Below are 18,560 nucleotides of genomic sequence, written 5' to 3' on the forward strand. Positions count from 1 at the left end.
GTGTCCCTTAGAGGCTGCTATCGATGGAAGTTGGAAACGCTGCCGCCCGGCGCCGCAATTGGCTGGCCAGTTCGTCCATCTGGCGTTGCTCGACACGCCCGGCGCGCACTTGCGCCTGTTGGGCGCGGCGGCTCAACAACGCTTCAATCGCGTTGACCTTGCGCCACTGCGCCATCCAGGTGATCTGGTGGTGCGCCACCTGTTTGCGGTGGCGCTCCAGGCTTTTTTGCGCACGCTCCACGGCCTCTTCCAGCGACTGCAAAAAGCCCCGGTAGTTGGTCAGCGCCGAAGGGCTCATGCCGTCCTTGGCCAGTTCCAATTGCAGGTTCTGGCGGTACTCCTGCTGGTACTGGTCCAGGGTGCGCAACTGGTTGATCACCAGTTGCTCGGCAGTGCGGCTTTGCGCCAGGGCGCGGGCCGCGATGTCGCGTGCCTTGGCGGTCAGTTCGATCAGCAGGTGCAGCGATTGGTCAGCCATCGATGGTTACTCGAAAAGGTCAGTTGCCGGGGAACAACAGGGTCAGGCCGTGCAGGGTCTCGTCAACGCTGGCACGGTCGTCGATGCGCTGCTGCAGGAACCGTTCGATATGCGGGTACAAACCCACCGCGCGGTCGAGTTGCGCGTCGTGGCCCTGGGTGTAGGCGCCCACGCTGATCAGGTCGCGATTGCGCTGGTAGCGCGACAGCGCCTGCTTGAGCTGATTCGCCTTGCGCTGCTGGGCGTCGCTGGCAATGGCCGTCATCGCCCGGCTGATCGACGCTTCGATATCGATGGCCGGGTAGTGCCCGCTTTCGGCCAGGTGCCGGGACAGCACAATGTGCCCGTCGAGGATCGCCCGCGCCGAGTCGGCAATCGGGTCCTGCTGGTCGTCGCCTTCGCTGAGCACCGTGTAAAACGCAGTGATCGAGCCGCCGCCGGGCGGCCCGTTGCCGGTGCGTTCCACCAGCTTGGGCAGCTTGGCGAACACCGACGGCGGGTAGCCCTTGGTGGCCGGCGGCTCGCCCACGGCCAGGGCGATTTCGCGCTGGGCCATGGCGTAGCGGGTCAGCGAATCCATGATCAGCAGCACGTCTTTGCCCTGGTCGCGAAAGTCCTCGGCCACCCGCGTGGCGTACAACGCGCCCTGCAAGCGTTGCAGCGGCGAGGTATCGGCCGGCGCGGCGACCACCACGGAGCGACGCAGGCCGTCTTCGCCGAGAATGTTGTCGATAAAGTCCTGTACCTCGCGGCCCCGCTCGCCGATCAGCCCGACCACGATCACATCGGCCTGGGTGTAGCGGGCCATCATGCCCAGCAGCACCGACTTGCCCACGCCAGAACCGGCAAACAGGCCCAGGCGCTGGCCACGCCCGACACACAACAAGGCATTGATGGCGCGGATGCCCACGTCGATCTGACGGTCGATCGGCGCACGCTTGAGCGGGTTGAGCGGTTGGGTGTGCAGACTAGCGTGGTGGGCGCCCAGCAGCGGGCCGCGACCATCCAGGGGCTGGCCGCCGCTGTCGAGCACGCGGCCGAGCAAGGCCATGCCGAGGGGAAAACTGCGATTGCCGCCGACGCCGGTCTGGCCGTCCTGCGCGGCAAACACCCGCGCCCCCGGTTGCAGGCCGTGGATTTCCGCCAGGGGCATCAGGTACAACGTGTCCCCGGCAAAGCCGACCACTTCAGCCTCGGCGTATACGCCTTCATGGGACGTCAGCTCAATACGGCAGGCGCCTCCCAGCGGCAGACGCAGGCCCACCGCTTCCAGCACCATGCCGGTGGCGCGGGTGATGCGCCCGCTGCGCAGGTGCGGCGCGACCTGCAAGGGCTTGCCCTGCACCGACGCCAGGACCTGGCTCCAGCGCTCGAGGTGCGCGTTCATGGCTGTTCATCCAGGGCGCGCTCGACGCTGCGATTGAGCAGGCCCAACCGCGAAGGCCGCGTGGCATCCAGCTCTCCGCCGGCACTGACCACACGGCACCCGCCGGGCAACATCGCCGAGTCCGCATGCAAGGCCCAGCCTGCCGCTTCGATCTGCTCGCCGAGGCTGTGTTGGACGCGTTGCAGATCCTCCGGGTGGAGCCACAGCTTGGGTTTGCCGGTGAGTTCAAGGTCACTGTCGAGCAGGCTTTTGACCAATACCAGCACCTGCTCCGGCTGGGCGGCCAGCGCATCACCGGCCAATTGTCGGGCGGCCTCCAGCGCAATGCCCACCAACTGGCGGGCAATGTGCGTATCCATCGCCTTGAGGGCCTCGTCGAAGTTACGGCACAGTTCCAGCAGCGGTTGCAACGTCTGCCGCACCTGCTGGTGCAACTCCACGGCGGCGGCCTGGCGCCCTTCGCTCAAACCTTGTGCATAGCCCTGCTCCACGCCTTGGGCATGGCCGACCTGCTGGGCTTCGGCGAGGGTCTTTTCCCGCAGCACCTGCATCTCCAGCTTGCGCTGGAAGGCTTGCTTGCGCACGCGCTCGCGGTGGCTGCTCTGCGGATCATCGCCGAGCGAGGCAGGGCTGCCCAACGGGTCCATCTGCCAGGGCTGCCAATCAGACATAAGTGTCATTACCGCGCGCGGTCACGATTTCACCGCTGTCGGACAAGCGCCGCACCACCGCAAGGATGGCCTTCTGTTCGGTTTCGATCTGCGACATACGGATAGGGCCGCGCGCTTCCATGTCTTCGCGGAACAACTGCCCGGCACGCTGGGACATGTTGTGCAGGAAGCGTTCGAGCAACGCCGGCGGCGAGCCCTTGAGCGCGATCGCCAGGGAGTTGTGCTCCACCTGTTGCAGCAGGGTCTGGATGCCGCGGTCGTCGACGTCGATCAGGTTTTCGAACAGGAACATCTCGTCGAGGATCTTCTGCGCCAGGTCTTCGCTGTGCTCGCGCACCGTGCCAATGGCCAGTTCCTCGTGGGTGGAACTCATCAGGTTGAGGATCTCCGCCGCCGTCCTCACGCCGCCCATTTTGCTGCGCTTGAGGCTTTGACCGTCGAGCATCACGCCGAGCACTTCGGTCAGTTCCTGCAGCGCCACCGGCTGCACGCCGCTGAAGGTGGCGATACGCAGGATGATGTCGTTGCGCAGGCGGTCGGGCAGCAATTGCAGGATGTCGGAGGCCTGGTGACGCTCCAGGTGGACCAGGATGGTCGCGATGATCTGCGGGTGTTCGTCGCGGATCATTTCGGCCACCATCGAGGCCTCCATCAGGTTTAGCTTGTCGATGCCGGAGCCGGTGTTGGTGCTTTCGAGGATGTCGTCGATCAGGCTGGCGGCACGCTCGCTGCCCAGGGCCTTGGTCAGCACGGCGCGGATATGGTCGCTGGTCTGGATATTGATGGCCGCGTATTGGTCGGTCTCGTCCATGAACTCTTCGAGTACCTGACGCATTTCTTCATGGGAGACCTGGCTCAGGCGCGCCATTTCCATGCTGATGGCTTCCACATCGCCACTGGGCAGGAACTTGAACACTTCCGCCGCGCTGTCGGCATCCAGGGACAGCAGCAAAATCGCACTGCGGCGCGAGCCGTTCATTTTGCTAGTCATTTTTCTTCATCCATCCGCGCACGATCATGGCGACCAGCCGCGGGTCTTCGGCGGCAATCTGTTGCAGGCTCTGCATGTTCTGCTCGTACACCGCCGACTTGCGCGGCAGGGTGTGCGGCGTGTTGTCCTGGCCGGCGACCACCACGCTGGTACCGGTGCTGGTCGGCATCAGCGCGGTGCCCGGCTCGGCACTGGCCGCGAGCATCTGGGCGTTTCGGCTGGCGTTGCGCCGTTGCATCGGTCGCAGCACCAGCCACCACAGCAGCAGCGCGGCAAAGGCCACCAGCAGGTAACGCAAACCACTGATCAGCAGGTTGTAGGCCTCGGGGGTTTTCCACCATGGCGGCTCAGCGACCGAGGTGTCTTCGGTCACGAACGGGCTGTTGATCACTTGCAACGCATCGCCACGACTTTCGGTAAAGCCCATGGCCTGGCGCACCAGGTTATTGATGTTCTCCAGCTCTTCCTTGCTCAGCGGCTCCGCGGTCGGCGCGCCGTCCTTGAGCACCGTGCGGTAGTTGACGACCACGGCGGTGGTCAGGCGCTGGATCGTGCCCAGGCTCGATTTGACGTGCTCGACGTTACGGTCGACCTCGTAGTTGATCATCCGCTCGCTTTGAGTGGCATTCGCCGGCTTGCTGGCCTTGGCATCGGCGGCGGTTGCCGTGCCGCCCGCCGGCGTCGGTGCGGTGGCTTTGGTCGGCGCCGGGGTATTGGGCGGCGAGTTGGTCAGCGCGCCAGGCACGCCGCGACCGGCATCATCGCCTTCCACCACATGTTCGGAGGTTTGCTTGCTGCGCACCGCCGCTTCATGGCTGTCCTGGTTGGGCGCATAGCGTTCGGCGGTGCTTTCGCGGGTGGAGAAATCCACTTGGGCAACGACCTGGGCATGCACGTTCTGGCTGCCGAGCAGCGGCGTGAGGATGTCTTCGATACGCCGCTGGTAGGAGCGCTCGATCTCATGCACATAGTCCAGTTGCGTGCCGTCGGGGCCGGTTGTATCGCCGTGGACCTGGGACAGCAGGCGCCCGTTCTGGTCGACCACGGTTACCGCATCGACACTCAGTTCCGGCACGCTGGAGGTGACCAGATGCACAATCGCGCTGGCCTGGCTTTGCCCCAATTCACGGCCGGGTTGCAGGGTCAGAACCACCGAGGCGCGCGCGGCCTCGCGGTCGCGAACGAATACCGATTGCTTGGCCATCACCAGATGCACCCGCGCCTTGGCCACCGGCCCCAGGGATTCGATGGTGCGCGCCAGCTCGCCTTCAAGGCCGCGCTGGTAGTTGAGGTGTTCGGCGAACTGGCTGACGCCAAAGGCCTGCTTGTCGAGCAACTCGAAGCCGATGCTGCCGCCCTTGGGCAAACCTTGCTCGGCCAGCTGCAGGCGCAGGGCGTTCATCTTGTCGCCGGGCACCAGGATGGTGTTGCCGCCTTCGCTCAGGCGATAGGGAATCGCACGCTTGTCCAGCTCACTGATGATTTGTCCGCCGTCCGCTTCGCCGAGCCCGGAAAACAACACGCGATATTCCGGCTCGCGCGCCCACAGCAGCAACGCCACCACGACGGCAACCGCGGCGGCTGCCGCCAGCAGCAGAGGCACCAGGGGCTGGTTGCGAAACAGCGTGGTCAACGCCTCCAACGGCTGGGTTGGAACACGGGTCGCCAGGTTCTTTTGCGCGCCTTTGGCCAGGACTGCGGTACTCACGAACACCTCGATGGCGAGGGTAGGGCCTGTACGAAAGACATTGCAGAGTCCGGTAACAGTATTATTAGTCGATCAGCCTCCCCTCGCAGAGAGGAACAGCTGGCAGGGCTTCATTCTGGCGAAAATGCCAAAAGCTAAACGCCGGAAAAGCCACCGCTTTTGTGCTCAATTGGGCGAATGTGCAGGCAGGCAGCCTTGGTAATCTGCTGGCCTGATCGCTTCCAATGGAACCTGCAGCATGAATTCGTCCGCACTGACCAACGCCCTGCAACAACTGTCGCTGCTGGCCGAACAGGCCGAAGGCAGCGGCACGCAACGTTTCGCCCCGGCCACGGGGTTTGCCGGCGAGTTGCAGTCGTCCTTGCAGCGCATCAACCAGTTGCAACAGACCGCCACCCGCCAGTCCAACGCCTTCCAGGCCGGCAGTGAGGCGGTGTCGCTGAGCGATGTGATGGCCGATTCGCAAAAGGCCAGCGTGGCCTTCCAGATGGGCGTGCAGGTACGCAACCGTCTGCTCAGCGCCTACAAAGACGTGATGGCCATGCAGGTGTAAAAAACTCCGAGGCACGCCTAAAGACGGGTCAGCCGTTTGCCGATGTTGGGTTCAACCGCACCCCATCGAGTGTGAACACAAACCAGGACAGGCATTCACATGGCAACCACGACTTCCACCACCTCGACTGCATCCATCACCTCCCTCGGGGTCGGCTCCGGGCTCGACCTGGACAGCATCCTGACCAGCCTGGAGGAATCCAAGGAAACCAGTCTGCTGACGCCCATCACCAACCAGGAAACCTCGGTCAATGCGGAAATATCCGCCTACGGCACCCTGACCAGCGCCCTGACCAAACTGCAAACGGCGGCAGAAGCACTGGCCGACTCGAGCTTGTATGAATCGTTGACCACCAGCCTGTCCGGCACCGGTGTCACCGCCGCCACCACCAGCAAAGCCGAAGCCGGCACCTATAAACTGGAAGTCACCCAACTGGCCCAGGCCCAAAGCCTGAGCACCAACGGTGTCGCGAGCAAGACCACCGCCCTGGGCACCGGCACCCTGACCCTGCAAGTGGGCACGGCGGACGCGGTGTCGATTACCCTGGACAGCAGCAACAACACCCTTGAAGGCATTCGTACCGCCATCAATGCCTCGGGGGCCGGCGTGACCGCCTCGATCGTCAACGATGGCAGCGACACGCCGTACCGCCTGGTGCTGACCTCTAACAGCACCGGCACCGAATCGGCAATGACCGTGACCTACACCGGCACCGACAGCACCGACCAGGCGTCCAGCCTACTCGGCTACGACGGCAGCAGCGGCAACATGACCCAGACCGTGAAAGCGCTGGACGCCGAGCTGACCCTCAACGGCATCTCGATCACCAGCCAAAGCAACACCGTGGAGGGCGCACTGCAGGGCGTCACGCTGAACCTGTCCGCCACCAGCAGCTCGCAGACCCTGACGATTTCCCAGGACACCGACGCGATCTACGACGCCATCTCCACATTCGTCACCGCCTACAACAGCTACGTTTCCAGCGTGGATACCCTCACTGCCTACAATGCCGATTCCGACACCGCAGGCGAGTTGCTGGGCGACTCGACCACCCGCCGCATCAGCACAGAATTGAGCAGCGACCTGTACACCGCCATTGGCAGCGGCACCTTCAGCTATCTGTCGCAATTGGGTATTTCCCTGGAGGTCGATGGCACTCTGCTGGTTGACGAAGACACCCTGACCAGCGCCATCACCGACAACATCGACGCCGTGTCGGAGTTCTTTATCGGTACCGACGGCACCTCCGGCTTCATTGGCCAAATGACGGACGACCTCGACAACTACCTGGACGAAGACAGCGGCCTGATCGTCGCCAGGACCGACAGCCTGGAATCCAAACTGGTGCAACTTGAAGAGCGCTATGTCGAAAAGCAGGCGCTGATCGACTCCGAGATGGCGCGCTGGACCGACGAGTTCACCCAGCTCGACACCTTGATCTCGTCGCTCAACTCCACGTCCGATTACCTGACGACCCAGTTCGATGCACTTAACAGCAGCGATTGACGACCACACCTGGAGCAAATCAGATGAGTTCCCTTCGAGACGCGAATGCCTACGCCAAGGTTGGCGTAGAAAGCGGCATTTTGGCGGCCTCCCCTCACCAAAGAATCGTGATGCTCTTCGACAGTTACCAGGCTTCGATCCGTATCGCACGCCTGCATATGCAGGCCGGCCATACCGCCGAAAAAGGCAAGGCCATCACCAAGGCAATCAATATCGTCAGCCAGGGTTTACGCGCTTCGCTGGACCTTGAACAAGGAGGTGACATCGCCGTGCAACTGGACCAACTCTACGACTACGTGGTTCGTGTGCTGCTTCGCGCAAACCTGAACAATGATGAGACCGCACTGACCACGGCCGCGACGTTACTGGAAAACGTCGCCGCCGCCTGGCTGGCCATCGGTTCGCATATCGAGGAAGAGCGGTAGACATGATGCAAGCACAACTGATCGCCGCTTATGAACAACTGCTCGAACAATCCCAACGCCTGCTCGAATACGCCAAAAAAGCCGATTGGGACGGCATCTTCGCGTTGAAGTCCCAGGGGCTGATCGACGCCGCTTACTTACGCCGCGCGCAGGACCAAGTTGATCTTGATGCAAGCGGTCAGCAATACAAGCTTGAACTACTCAGCCAGATCCTGGCGCTGGAAGAACAAGTAAGTTGGTTTTTGCATGCGCGACAAAATGATTTGGGCGAGTTGATGCAGATCAACCGCAAAAAGAGCAATTTAAACACGGCCTACCGAGCCTCATCCAACCAAGTGATACCAATAAGCCATTATTTGTATCGAAAAAAATAACAAATACTTACACGCTGTATCTACGCGAGACACATAATTATGAAACTATCGACTATGTACAGTAAAGTACTGAAAACAGACAAGAAATAACATTCCTCAGTCTGTTATCGTACAAATTACTTGATACTTTAGAAAAAATTAAAAAATTCGGTATTCACGGCCTTTGAGCAGATGGCCGGGAGCATGGATAACCGAGTAACGCTACAACCAGGCACTCGCTGTACAACTATAAAAGCCTGACTTTAGTACTTGTCGATTTGCAGCACTGTCTGCCAGAGGTCGCACCACTAGGTGTGCCGAACTGTAGTACCCAACGGGAGGGGTAGAAAGTTGCCAAATACCAACACTGAGCTTGAAGACATCCAGGACCTGAATCTTTCGTATTTATTACTGGCCCAAAACCTATTGCGCAAAGACCGTGAGATCGCGATTTTTCGCCTGAAACTCAGCGAGCAAATGGCTGACCTGTTGACCAAACTCAGCAGCAAGCAAATGACCCAACTGGCGCGAGTCAACCAGTTGATTTGTCGTCCGGTGTTCGAAGAGACCGATCGGCTATCCCGGGTGCTGGGTAACGCGCGCGAACTGGGCATGGTGGAAATTCATTCCGCACTGCTGATGGCCGCCGCCGACCGCACGGGCGATTTGCGCATCGGGGAAGGCTGATCCATGTCAGACAAAAGCCTGGTCACCGAAATGCAGCAAGTGCAACTGGCAATCGAACTGATTGAACTGGGCGCACGGCTGCAGGTGCTGGAAACGGAAACGTCGCTGAGCCGAGGTCGATTGATCCGGCTCTACAAGGAAGTTCGCGGCGCCTCACCCCCCAAAGGCATGCTGCCCTTCTCCACCGACTGGTTCGTGACATGGCTGCCGAACATTCACTCGTCGCTGTTCTACGGTATCTATCGCAGCTTGATGGAAATCAGTGGGCACCGTATCGACGCCTTCGTCAAAGCCTATCGCCTGTACCTGGAACAGGTGGGTGACCAGGAAGGAGAACTGGTGCTGGGACTTACCCGCGCCTGGACCCTGGTGCGTTTTTTTGAAAGCGACATGCTTGAACTGATCCGCTGCTCGTGCTGCTCCGGCGAATTCGTTGCCCACTCCCATGCGCCGGCGCAGCAGTATGTGTGCGGGATTTGCCAGCCGCCGTCACGGGCGGGCAAGACGCTGAAGCGCCGGGATATCGACGCACAACTGCTGATACGCAAGGCTTAAGTCGAACCGGATCAAATGTGGGAGGGGGCTTGCTCCCGATGAGGGAGTGTCAGTCAGTCATTGTTTGGCTGATCCACCCCCATCGGGGGCAAGCCCCCTCCCACATTTGATCCGGTTGTTCTTTAGAGGTATTTGAACAGGGACATCTTCAATACCCTTCATGCATTACCGGGTCGACAACCTGCCTGAACGAGCCCCATGAAAGACAGGACACCGTTTCCCCCTTACGATAAGGGATAGGCAAACGGGTATGTTTATGACTAACAGCAACGATAAGGGTGGTGAGCTGCTCGGCCAGGAACGCCGACGCCGCTGGAGCACCGACCAGAAGCTGGCCATGGTTCGCGAGAGTCTTGAGCCGGGACAAAGCGTGTCCGTGGTGGCCCGACGCAACGGCATCAACGCCAATCAGCTGTTCCTGTGGCGCAAGCTGTACCAGGACGGAAGTCTGTCGGCGGTCAGTGCTGGCGAAGCCGTTGTACCGGCGTCGGAACTGACCGATGCGCTCAAGCAGATCCGCGAATTGCAGCGGATGCTGGGCAAGAAGACGATGGAAGCCGAAGTCCTAAAAGAGGCCGTGGAGATTGCCCGGTCGCGAAAATGGATTGCGCACTCACCCTTGTTGCCGGGGGACGACCAGTGAAACTGGTCAGCAAATGTCTCGGTGTGTCGCGCTCGCAACTAACGGTTCGAATCAAGCAATCGGTATCGCCCAAAGTACGGCGACTTCGGCTCGTGAACGATACGGAATTGGTCGCTGAGATCAAGCAGCAAGTCAGCGAGCTACCAAGCTATGGCTACCGCCGCGTTTGGGGCTTGTTACGCCGCGAACGTGAAACCCGGTCGCGGCCACCGATCAACGTAAAGCGGGTCTATCGCGTCATGCGCGACCACAATCTGTTGCTGGAACGACGCATCAAGCAACCTGGCGTGCAACGCCGGCATGAAGGCCGCATCGCCGTTCAAACCAGCGACACTCGTTGGTGCTCGGACGGCTTCGAGTTCCGCTGTGACGATGGTGCGAAGTTGAGTGTAACTTTTGCTCTGGACTGCTGTGACCGAGAAGCCATCGGCTGGGTCGCCAGCCCAACAGGCTACAGCGGTGATGACATCCGAGACTTGATGTTGGAAAGCGTGGAGAAGCGTTTTGGCGATCAACTGCCAAGCACACCGGTGCAGTGGCTGAGCGATAACGGCTCGGCTTATATCGCCGAGCAGACGCGTCTGTTTGCTCGCCAGATCGGCTTACAGCCGGTAACTACACCGGTGCGAAGCCCCCAGAGCAACGGTATGGCAGAGAGCTTCGTGAAGACGATCAAGCGTGATTACGTTGCGCATATGCCCAAACCGGATCGAGAAACGGCGCTGCGCAATCTGACGATTGCCTTCGAGCATTACAACGAGCAGCATCCGCACAGCGCGCTGAAATATCGGTCACCAAGAGAGTTTAGGCGCTTGGCAGCAGCATCAATTTAACGGGGAGTTGGTGTCCGGCTTGATAGGGGCAAGTCCAGGGGGCAAGCCCCCTCCCACATTTGATCCGGTTGTTCTTTAGAGGTATTTGAACAGGGACATCTTCAATACCCTTCATGCATTACCGGGTCGACAACCTGCCCAGCCCTTGAGCTGTAAACCCAATCCAATGTGGGAGGGGGCTTGCCCCCGATGAGGGAGTGTCAGTCAGTCATTGTTTGGCTGATCCACCCCCATCGGGGCAAGCCCCCTTCCACATTGGATCTGTGGCGTTTTCAATTTCACCGTCTGCAAAAACCCCCTCAATTCGTCCCTCGCCGTTGCCGATATTCAGCAAGTCATCCATTGCTTGAATCTAAGGAACGACCACGTGCTCATCGTATCCGGGCTTATCGTTGTACTGTTATCGGTGTTCGGTGGCTTTGTCCTGTCCGGCGGCGCCCTTGGCCCGCTGTATCAACCCACCGAGTTACTGATGATTGCCGGGGCCGGTGTCGGTGCGTTCATTGCCGCCAACAACGGCAAGGCCATCAGGGCCACGCTCACCGCCGTGTCACGTTTCAAGCGCAGCGCCAAATACGACAAAACCTTGTACCTGGAATTGATGGCCATGCTCTATGCCTTGCTGAGCAAGGCCCGCCGCGAAGGCATGCTCGCCCTGGAACGGGATATCGAAGAACCCGCGCAAAGCCCGATTTTCTCCCAATACCCACGACTGATCGCTGACCCGCTGATCATCCTGTTCATCACCGATTACCTGCGTCTGTTGGTCAGCAGCGCCATGCAGGCCCATGAACTTGACGAGCTGATGCTGCACGAGATCGAAGGCTTCGAACACGAAGCCCACTTGCCTGCCGATGCCCTCTACAAAGTCAGCGACGCCCTGCCGGCCTTCGGCATCGTCGCGGCGGTGATGGGTGTGGTCAAAGCCTTGAGCGCGGTAAACGTCGGCCCGGACTTGATGGGCCAGATGATCGCTCATGCCTTGGTCGGTACGTTCCTGGGCATTTACCTGGCCTATGGGTTGGTCGCCCCCCTGGCCAGCCGCATCGACCGGCAAGCCGCCGAATCCGCCAAGATGCTGCAATGCATCCGCGTCACGCTGCTGGCCAGCGTGCAGGGCATGCCGCCGCAGTTGGCCGTGGAGTTCGGCCGCAAGGCGCTGCACACCAGCGAACGCCCTGGTGCCCTTGAGCTGGAAACTTATGTGCGCAGCGGCAGCGGCCAGCCGGGAATCGACTGAGCATGAGCGATCAACCGATCATCATCCGGCGTAAAAAAGCCGCCCGGCACGCCCACCATGGCGGCGCCTGGAAGATCGCCTTCGCCGACTTCATGACCGCGCTGATGGCACTGTTCCTGGTGCTGTGGGTGCTGTCCAATGCCAGCAAAAACGACAAGGACGCGATTGCCGAGTACTTCAGCACGCCGTTGTTGGTGGCCATGAGCAAAGGCGATCGCAGCACGTCCAGCACCAGCGCGATCCCCGGCGGCGGGCCTGACCAACGCTTCTCCGAAGGCGAGCGCGCGCGCCAGACGACGCGCCCTTCGCCGCTTTCCGGTGATGAGCGGCGTCACCTGGAATCCCTCAAGCAGCGGCTGAACAACGCCGTGGATCGCGACCCGCAATTGCGCGAACTCAAGCAGCAGATCGCGATAGAACTGAGCCCCGAAGGCCTGCGCGTGCAGTTGATCGATACCGACAAGCGCCCGATGTTCGAGCTGGGCAGTGCCAACGTCGCGCCGTACCTGAGCAAGCTGCTCAAGACGTTCGCCCCGGTGCTCAACGAATTGCCCAACCGCATTCAAATCAGCGGGCATACCGACAGCCACCCCTACCCCGGCGGCGATGCCGGCTACAACAATTGGGACCTGTCCGCCGACCGCGCCAAGGCCTCGCGCCAGGAGCTGGTGGCCGGCGGCCTGGACTCCAACAAGCTGCTGCGCGTTTCCGGCATGGCCGACCGCATCCGCTTCCACGGCGCCGGCCCCTACGATGCCGCCAATCGCCGCATCGAAATCATCGTGCTCGACAACCGCGTGGCCGAACGCATCCTGTCCCAGGATGAATACGCGCCAGAGGAACCATCCGCTCATTAACGCGCGATTGTGCCGGGTGTTCGTGCGATCGGCGGCCCGGGCGCCTGCGCACAATAGCGGCTTTGACAGGTCGCGCGGGTTGCCGCAGGCGCCCGGAGAGCCATGGCCGAGACCAGCAGAGAAGACAAGACCGAAGCGGCAACGCCGCGACGGATCGAAAAGGCCCGCGAAGAAGGCCAGGTTGCACGTTCCCGTGAAATGAACACCTTCGTCATGCTGCTGGCCGGCATTGGCGGGCTGTGGCTGATGGGCGGCACCCTCTATGACAACCTTGGCCAGGTGATGGAACAGGCGCTGTTGTTCGACCGCGCACAGCTGTTCGACACCGCGCGCATGCTCAGTACGCTGTGGACATTGAGCCAGACCGCGCTGCTGACCTTGGCGCCGTTCTTTGCCCTGACGACCTTCGCCGCCCTCGCCGCGCCGGCCCTGCTGGGTGGGTTGGTGATCACCCTGAAGGCCGTGCGCCCGCAGTTTTCCCGGGTCAACCCCATGAGCGGGCTGGCGCGCTTGTTCTCAGTGCAGGTGCTGGTGGAGTTGGCAAAGGCCATCGCCAAGGCCAGCCTGATCGGTACGGTGATCTACTTCTTTCTGCGCAGCCATATCGAGCAGTTGCTCAACTTGCCGCACATGCCCGCGCCCAAAGCCCTGGCCGCCATGCTGAGCCTGACCGCCAGCGCCTGCACGATGTGCGTCGCGGCACTGATCATCGTGGTGGGCATGGACGTGCCTTACCAACTGTGGACTTACGCCAAGAACCTGCGCATGTCCAAGGAAGAGCAGCGCCAGGAACACAAGAACGCCGACGGCGACCCGCATATCAAGGCGAAGATTCGCCAGATGCAACAGACCCGCGCGCGGCGCCGCATGATGAGCAAAGTGCCCAAGGCCGACGTAATCGTCACCAACCCCAGCCACTTTGCGGTGGCCTTGTCGTACCAGAAAGAAAAGAACGGCGCGCCCCGTGTGGTGGCCAAGGGCGCGGATGACGTGGCGCTGCGCATTCGCGAGATCGCCGCGCAACATCACCTGCCGATGCTGGAAGCACCGCCGCTGGCACGGGCCCTGTATTTCCACGTCGACCTGGACCGAGAAATTCCCATCGAGCTGTACACCGTGGTCGCTGAGGTGGTGGCCTGGGCCATCCGCCTCAAGCGTGTCAGTGAACACGGCGGCGATCTGCCGCCGACCCCGGTGAACCTGACTGTACCGCCAGGCATGGACCAGCGTGGCCCGCGTACCCCGACACCTGAGGATGACCCGAACGCATGAAAGGCATGACCGATTTATTCGGCCCCGACTCCTGGCTGGCCACCACCGACCTCAAGATCATGACCGGCCCGGTGCTGATCGTGCTCATCCTGTCGATGATGATCCTGCCGCTGCCCACGTTCATCCTCGACCTGCTGTTCACCTTCAATATCGCCCTGGCGATCATGGTGTTGATGGTCAGCATGCTCACGGAAAAGCCGCTGGACTTCTCGGCGTTTCCCTCGGTGCTGCTGTTCACCACCTTGCTGCGCCTGTCGCTGAACGTGGCGTCCACGCGGGTGATCCTGATGGAAGGCCACACCGGCCCCGACGCGGCCGGCAAGGTGATCGAAGCCTTCGGTGAGTTCCTGGTGGGCGGCAACTTTGCCGTGGGCCTGGCGCTGTTCCTGATCCTGGTGACCATCAACTTCATGGTGATCACCAAGGGTGCCGGGCGTATCGCCGAAGTCGGCGCACGCTTCACCCTCGACTCGATGCCCGGCAAGCAGATGGCGATCGACGCCGACCTCAACGCCGGTCTGATCGGCGAACCGCAAGCCCGCCAGCGGCGCAAGGAAGTCGCCCAGGAAGCGGACTTCTTCGGCTCCATGGACGGCGCCAGCAAGTTCGTGCGCGGTGACGCCGTGGCCGGGCTGGTGATCATGGGCGTGTGCATCATCGGCGGCCTGGCCATCGGCATCCTGCAACACGGCATGGCCTTCTCCGACGCAGCCCACACTTACACCATGCTGACCATCGGCGACGGTCTGGTGGCGCAGATTCCCGGCCTGGTGATTTCGATTGCCGCCGGTGTCACGGTGTCGCGCGTGAACACCGAACAGGACGTCGGCCAACAGATGATGGGCCAGCTGTTCAGCCGCCCGAAAGTGCTGATGATGACCGCAGGCGTGATGGGCCTGCTCGGGCTGGTGCCGGGCATGCCCAACCTGGTGTTCCTGATCCTTACCGGGCTGCTGGCCGGGCTGGGCTGGTGGTTCTCCAAACAGGAGGAACTGGCCCCGGAGGGCTCACCGGTGCAGACCCTGCTGCCCAAATCCGCCTCGCAAAGCAGCGAAGCCTCCTGGGACGATGTGCAGTTGGTCGACACCCTGAGCCTGCGCGTCGGCCATCGCCTGATCCAACTGGTGGATGCGCGCCAACAAGGCGAGCTGATCACCCGGATCAAAAGCCTGCGCAAAAAATTCGCCCAGGACGTGGGCTTTCTGCCGCCGGTGGTGCATGTGCGCGACAAGTTGGAACTGGCCGCCAACACCTACATCATCAGCCTCAAGGGCGTGGAAATCGGCCGCGGCGAAGTGTTCCCCGGCAAGTGGCTGGCGATCAACCCCGGCAAGGTCACCCATGAGCTGGAAGGCACGGCGGCGGTGGACCCGGCGTTCGGGTTGCCGGCGATCTGGATCGAACCGAACCTGCGCGAGCACGGGCAGATCTATGGCTACACCGTGGTCGACGCCAGCACCGTGACCGCCACGCACCTCAACCACCTGCTGCATCAGCACGCCAAGGACATGCTGGGCCGTGGCGAAGTGCAGAAGCTGCTGGACAAGCTCGGCCCCGACAGCAAGGGCCTGGTCGACGAAGTGGTGCCCAAGCTGGTGTCGCTGACGGTGTTGCAGCGCGTGCTGCAGAACCTGCTCGAAGAAAACGTCTCGATCCGCGACATGCGGACCATCCTCGACGCCCTGGCCGAACACGGTGGCGTGCAACAACCGCCGGATGTGCAAGAACTGACGGCTGTCGTGCGCGTGGCCTTGGGACGCTCCATCGTCAATCAGCTGTTTGGCAACAAAACCGAACTGAAAGTCATCGGCCTGGACTTCAACCTGGAGCAGGTCTTGATGCAGGCGGTGGGCAACGGCGGCGCGCTGGAGCCGAGCCTGGCGGACAACCTGATGCAGCAAACCACCTTGACCCTCAAGCGCCAGGAAAACAGCACCGAGCCGCCGGTGCTGGTGGTGCCCAACAAGCTGCGCCCGGTGTTGTCGCGTTTCCTGCGGCGGCGTCTGCGCCAGCTCACGGTGATTGCCCTGAGCGAAATACCCGACGACCGCACCCTGCGCATGACTAACGTGATCGGAGGCAAACCCAAGTGAGCGCTCAACGATTTATCGGCGCCAACAGCCGCGAAGCCATGAACCAGGTGCGCCTGGCCCTGGGTGAAGACGCGCTGATCCTGTCGAGCCGCATGACCGATGTCGGGGTGGAAATCCTGGCGCTGGCCGAAGCGCCGCCCACGCCCGCCACGGCGGATTTCGCCGCGTTGAGTGAACGCCTGCTGAGTGAAATCCAGGCTATGCGCCAGTTGATCGATGGCCGGGGGAAACCCTCGCCCTTGCTCAAATGGCTGCTCGACGCCGGTTTCAGCGCCAGCCTCAGCCAGGAGCTGCTCGACCACAGCCCGCCCCCGCTGCCCGATGCCACACCGGCGCGGCTCAAGGCCTGGCTGACGCAACGGCTGGACAGCCAACTGATCCAACTGGCCGATGAAGCCGAGCTGTTCAGCGCCCCCACGATCATTGCCCTGGTCGGCCCCACCGGCGTGGGCAAGACCACCAGCACCGCCAAGCTGGCGGCGCGTTATGTCATGCGCCACGGTCCCGGCCCGGTGGCGCTGGTCAGCACCGACAGTTTTCGCATCGGCGCCCACGAACAACTGAACATTTACGCGCAATTGCTCGGGGTTGAGCTGCACGCCCTGGGGCCGGATGCCGCGCTCGGGCCGCTGCTGGACAGGCTGGCCGACAAGCGCCTGGTGATCATCGACACCGTGGGCATGAGCCAGCGCGACCAACGCCTGCTCACCCAAATCAACCAGTTGGGCGCCAGCGGCCGGGCGCTGCGCCTGATGCTGGTGCTCAACGCCGCCAGCCATGGCGACACGCTCGATGAAGTGGTCCACACCTACCGGGACGCCGCGCATGCCGCCGGTTGCTGCCTGGACGATTGCATCATCAGTAAATGCGACGAGGCTGCCAGGCTGGGCCCGGTGCTCGATACGTTGATTCGACACGGCTTGCGATTGAACTACCTGTCGGCGGGCCAGCAAGTGCCGGAAGACTTGCAACTGCCCGGCGCTTCGAACTTTTTGCAGCAAGCGCTGGATACGTCCCGGCCTTCGCGGTTCGCCTCGGCCCCCGGCAAGCCGACGAGCCAACGCCTGAATGCGCTGGTGCGCGGGTTGGTGGGGCAGCGCAAGGCGATGCTGGCATTGCGCGACAGCCTGGTCGCACACGTCGACGGCTTCGGCCCATTGCTCGACGCCTGGCCGTTGATGGCGTTACCGACGGCGCAGCAACCTGCGCGCTGGGACGCCTTTGTCAGCGCGCAAGCACCGTGCGCGCCCGTTACAGCGGCGAAAGCCGCCGCGACCCAGGGCAACCAGCACGTGGTGTATCGAGGTGAACGCCAACGCCTGGGCAACCTGGCCGGGCACGCTGAAGCCTTCGGCCTCCGCGAGTTGCGCTACCGCAACCGCACTGCGCGGTTGACCTTGAGTCATCTGCCGGTGGAGCTCAAAGACGGGGCGGTTCGCGCCTGGTTCGGCACCCTGCAGGACAGCCACAGCGGCCAACGCCTGGGGCAACGCTATTGGCTGGCCCGGGAACCCCATGGGTTGCATGAACAGGTCAGCGACCTCGTGCAGCAGTTGAAACATGATGAACTGGCCAGCCTGGCTGCGCGCGGCAAGACGCTGTTGCTCGACATGCACCCGCACCTGCACGCCGAACTGCAGCGGTACCTGGCCGCCGGCATCGCCGCCAGTGCCGTGCTCCTGAGCAATGCCAGTGATGACTGGGCCTTCCAGGCCCGTGCCCAACTATTGGGGCTGTTGCCGAAAAAACCCAGGGGCCATGCCGCTGAAATCCTCGAAGGCGTGCTGCACTTTTGCGCCATCACGGAAAGCCTCTGACCATGCACGATCAAGCCGCCGGCCTGCGCCATTGGGCCAGTCAGCGCCCGCTCCCCGTGATGGATCGCACCTTGATGCTGTTCGGCGCGGCGCAGGCGGCTGTCCAGGCACACAACACCCTGGAGCGCTGGCACCGCCAAGGTCATCGCTGGGTGGGCGACCCCGCGCGCTGGCGCGTTCAGGCTGTGGATAACTATCACCGCGACCTGCCCGAACGCTGGGGCGTGTGGGTCGACAGCGACCTCGGCGCCTTCCGCCGCACGTTCGACACCTTGAGCCAGCTCCGCGAACAGAATGGCCCCCGGCAGGTATTGGCGCTGCACAGCGGGTTTTCCCAACACGGCCTGCTCAACAATTTGCGTGAAGCGGCGCAGCGGTATCTGGGGACACGATTGTTGTTGATCGACGAGACCTGCGCGCACCGCCAATCAAGCCGCCCCCCACATAGCATCGGTGTCGGCCCGGCTTAAAGGGCGAACACGTCACCTGGC

18 protein-coding genes are annotated in these 18,560 nt (G+C 62.1%); 13 read left to right on the forward strand and 5 right to left on the reverse strand.

Annotated features, from left to right (window positions below; translation table 11 throughout):
• Window positions 1–7: 7 nt before the first annotated feature.
• Genes fliJ through fliF form a run of 5 tightly spaced genes read right to left on the reverse strand, consistent with a single transcriptional unit; the run spans window position 8 to window position 5,235 of the window.
• Window positions 8–478, reverse strand: coding sequence for a flagellar export protein FliJ (fliJ, locus tag LQ249_RS25885; RefSeq protein ID WP_046382136.1), 471 nt, complete (start codon window positions 476–478; stop codon window positions 8–10).
• Window positions 479–497: 19 nt separating this feature from the next.
• The gene (gene fliI, locus LQ249_RS25890) at window positions 498–1,865 is read right to left on the reverse strand and encodes a flagellar protein export ATPase FliI (RefSeq protein ID WP_079444659.1); all 1,368 of its coding nucleotides are present in this window, start codon (window positions 1,863–1,865) and stop codon (window positions 498–500) included.
• Complete coding sequence (locus LQ249_RS25895) at window positions 1,862–2,536, reverse strand: flagellar assembly protein FliH (protein WP_232565983.1); 675 nt, start codon at window positions 2,534–2,536, stop codon at window positions 1,862–1,864. Before LQ249_RS25895 ends, fliI begins: the two co-directional genes overlap by 4 nt.
• A complete protein-coding gene (gene fliG, locus LQ249_RS25900) occupies window positions 2,529–3,527 on the reverse strand; it encodes a flagellar motor switch protein FliG (protein WP_046382133.1) in 999 nt (332 codons plus the stop codon). The genes LQ249_RS25895 and fliG overlap by 8 nt, the downstream gene beginning before the upstream one ends.
• Window positions 3,520–5,235 (reverse strand): flagellar basal-body MS-ring/collar protein FliF, encoded by a 1,716-nt coding sequence (gene fliF / locus LQ249_RS25905; RefSeq protein ID WP_108524550.1) that lies wholly within the window; start codon window positions 5,233–5,235, stop codon window positions 3,520–3,522. The genes fliG and fliF overlap by 8 nt, the downstream gene beginning before the upstream one ends.
• A gap of 238 nt (window positions 5,236–5,473) precedes the next feature.
• On the opposite strand from fliF, the gene fliE reads away from it, so the two are divergent.
• The 13 genes from fliE to LQ249_RS25970 all read left to right on the forward strand — a co-directional run bounded on the left by fliE (window position 5,474) and on the right by LQ249_RS25970 (window position 18,539).
• Window positions 5,474–5,788, forward strand: coding sequence for a flagellar hook-basal body complex protein FliE (fliE, locus tag LQ249_RS25910; protein ID WP_046382132.1), 315 nt, complete (start codon window positions 5,474–5,476; stop codon window positions 5,786–5,788).
• Between the two features lie 99 nt (window positions 5,789–5,887).
• Window positions 5,888–7,294, forward strand: a complete 1,407-nt coding sequence (gene fliD, locus LQ249_RS25915; RefSeq protein WP_169866062.1) for a flagellar filament capping protein FliD — start codon at window positions 5,888–5,890, stop codon at window positions 7,292–7,294.
• Between the two features lie 23 nt (window positions 7,295–7,317).
• Window positions 7,318–7,719: a flagellar export chaperone FliS gene (gene fliS / locus LQ249_RS25920; RefSeq protein ID WP_046382130.1), complete on the forward strand. Its 402-nt coding sequence runs from the start codon at window positions 7,318–7,320 to the stop codon at window positions 7,717–7,719.
• A gap of 2 nt (window positions 7,720–7,721) precedes the next feature.
• Window positions 7,722–8,093 carry a flagellar protein FliT gene (gene fliT / locus LQ249_RS25925; protein WP_169866060.1) on the forward strand — a complete coding sequence of 124 codons (372 nt, stop codon included), beginning with the start codon at window positions 7,722–7,724 and terminating at the stop codon, window positions 8,091–8,093.
• A gap of 330 nt (window positions 8,094–8,423) precedes the next feature.
• Window positions 8,424–8,759: a flagellar transcriptional regulator FlhD gene (gene flhD / locus LQ249_RS25930; RefSeq protein ID WP_046382128.1), complete on the forward strand. Its 336-nt coding sequence runs from the start codon at window positions 8,424–8,426 to the stop codon at window positions 8,757–8,759.
• Window positions 8,760–8,762: 3 nt separating this feature from the next.
• Window positions 8,763–9,314 carry a flagellar transcriptional regulator FlhC gene (gene flhC, locus LQ249_RS25935; RefSeq protein WP_046382127.1) on the forward strand — a complete coding sequence of 184 codons (552 nt, stop codon included), beginning with the start codon at window positions 8,763–8,765 and terminating at the stop codon, window positions 9,312–9,314.
• A gap of 256 nt (window positions 9,315–9,570) precedes the next feature.
• A protein-coding gene (locus LQ249_RS25940; protein WP_199918165.1) for an IS3 family transposase occupies window positions 9,571–10,790 on the forward strand; the annotation gives its coding sequence in 2 pieces (ribosomal slippage) (window positions 9,571–9,916 and window positions 9,916–10,790; 1,221 coding nt in all).
• Between the two features lie 367 nt (window positions 10,791–11,157).
• Complete coding sequence (gene motA / locus LQ249_RS25945) at window positions 11,158–12,030, forward strand: flagellar motor stator protein MotA (RefSeq protein ID WP_108524554.1); 873 nt, start codon at window positions 11,158–11,160, stop codon at window positions 12,028–12,030.
• A 2-nt stretch (window positions 12,031–12,032) separates the two neighbouring features.
• Complete coding sequence (gene motB, locus LQ249_RS25950) at window positions 12,033–12,887, forward strand: flagellar motor protein MotB (RefSeq protein WP_046382125.1); 855 nt, start codon at window positions 12,033–12,035, stop codon at window positions 12,885–12,887.
• Between the two features lie 102 nt (window positions 12,888–12,989).
• A complete protein-coding gene (gene flhB, locus LQ249_RS25955) occupies window positions 12,990–14,159 on the forward strand; it encodes a flagellar biosynthesis protein FlhB (protein ID WP_046382124.1) in 1,170 nt (389 codons plus the stop codon).
• On the forward strand, window positions 14,156–16,252 hold the full coding sequence (gene flhA, locus LQ249_RS25960; RefSeq protein ID WP_046382123.1) for a flagellar biosynthesis protein FlhA: 2,097 nt from the start codon (window positions 14,156–14,158) through the stop codon (window positions 16,250–16,252). The genes flhB and flhA overlap by 4 nt, the downstream gene beginning before the upstream one ends.
• Entirely contained in the window at window positions 16,249–18,069 is a 1,821-nt protein-coding gene (locus tag LQ249_RS25965) for a flagellar biosynthesis protein FlhF (RefSeq protein WP_232565984.1), read from the forward strand. The genes flhA and LQ249_RS25965 overlap by 4 nt, the downstream gene beginning before the upstream one ends.
• Window positions 18,070–18,071: 2 nt before the next feature.
• On the forward strand, window positions 18,072–18,539 hold the full coding sequence (locus tag LQ249_RS25970; protein ID WP_232565985.1) for a hypothetical protein: 468 nt from the start codon (window positions 18,072–18,074) through the stop codon (window positions 18,537–18,539).
• Window positions 18,540–18,560: the final 21 nt, after the last annotated feature.

Source organism: Pseudomonas sp. 7-41, assembly GCF_021233075.1.
In the GTDB taxonomy this organism is placed as follows: Bacteria; Pseudomonadota; Gammaproteobacteria; order Pseudomonadales; family Pseudomonadaceae; genus Aquipseudomonas; species Aquipseudomonas veronii.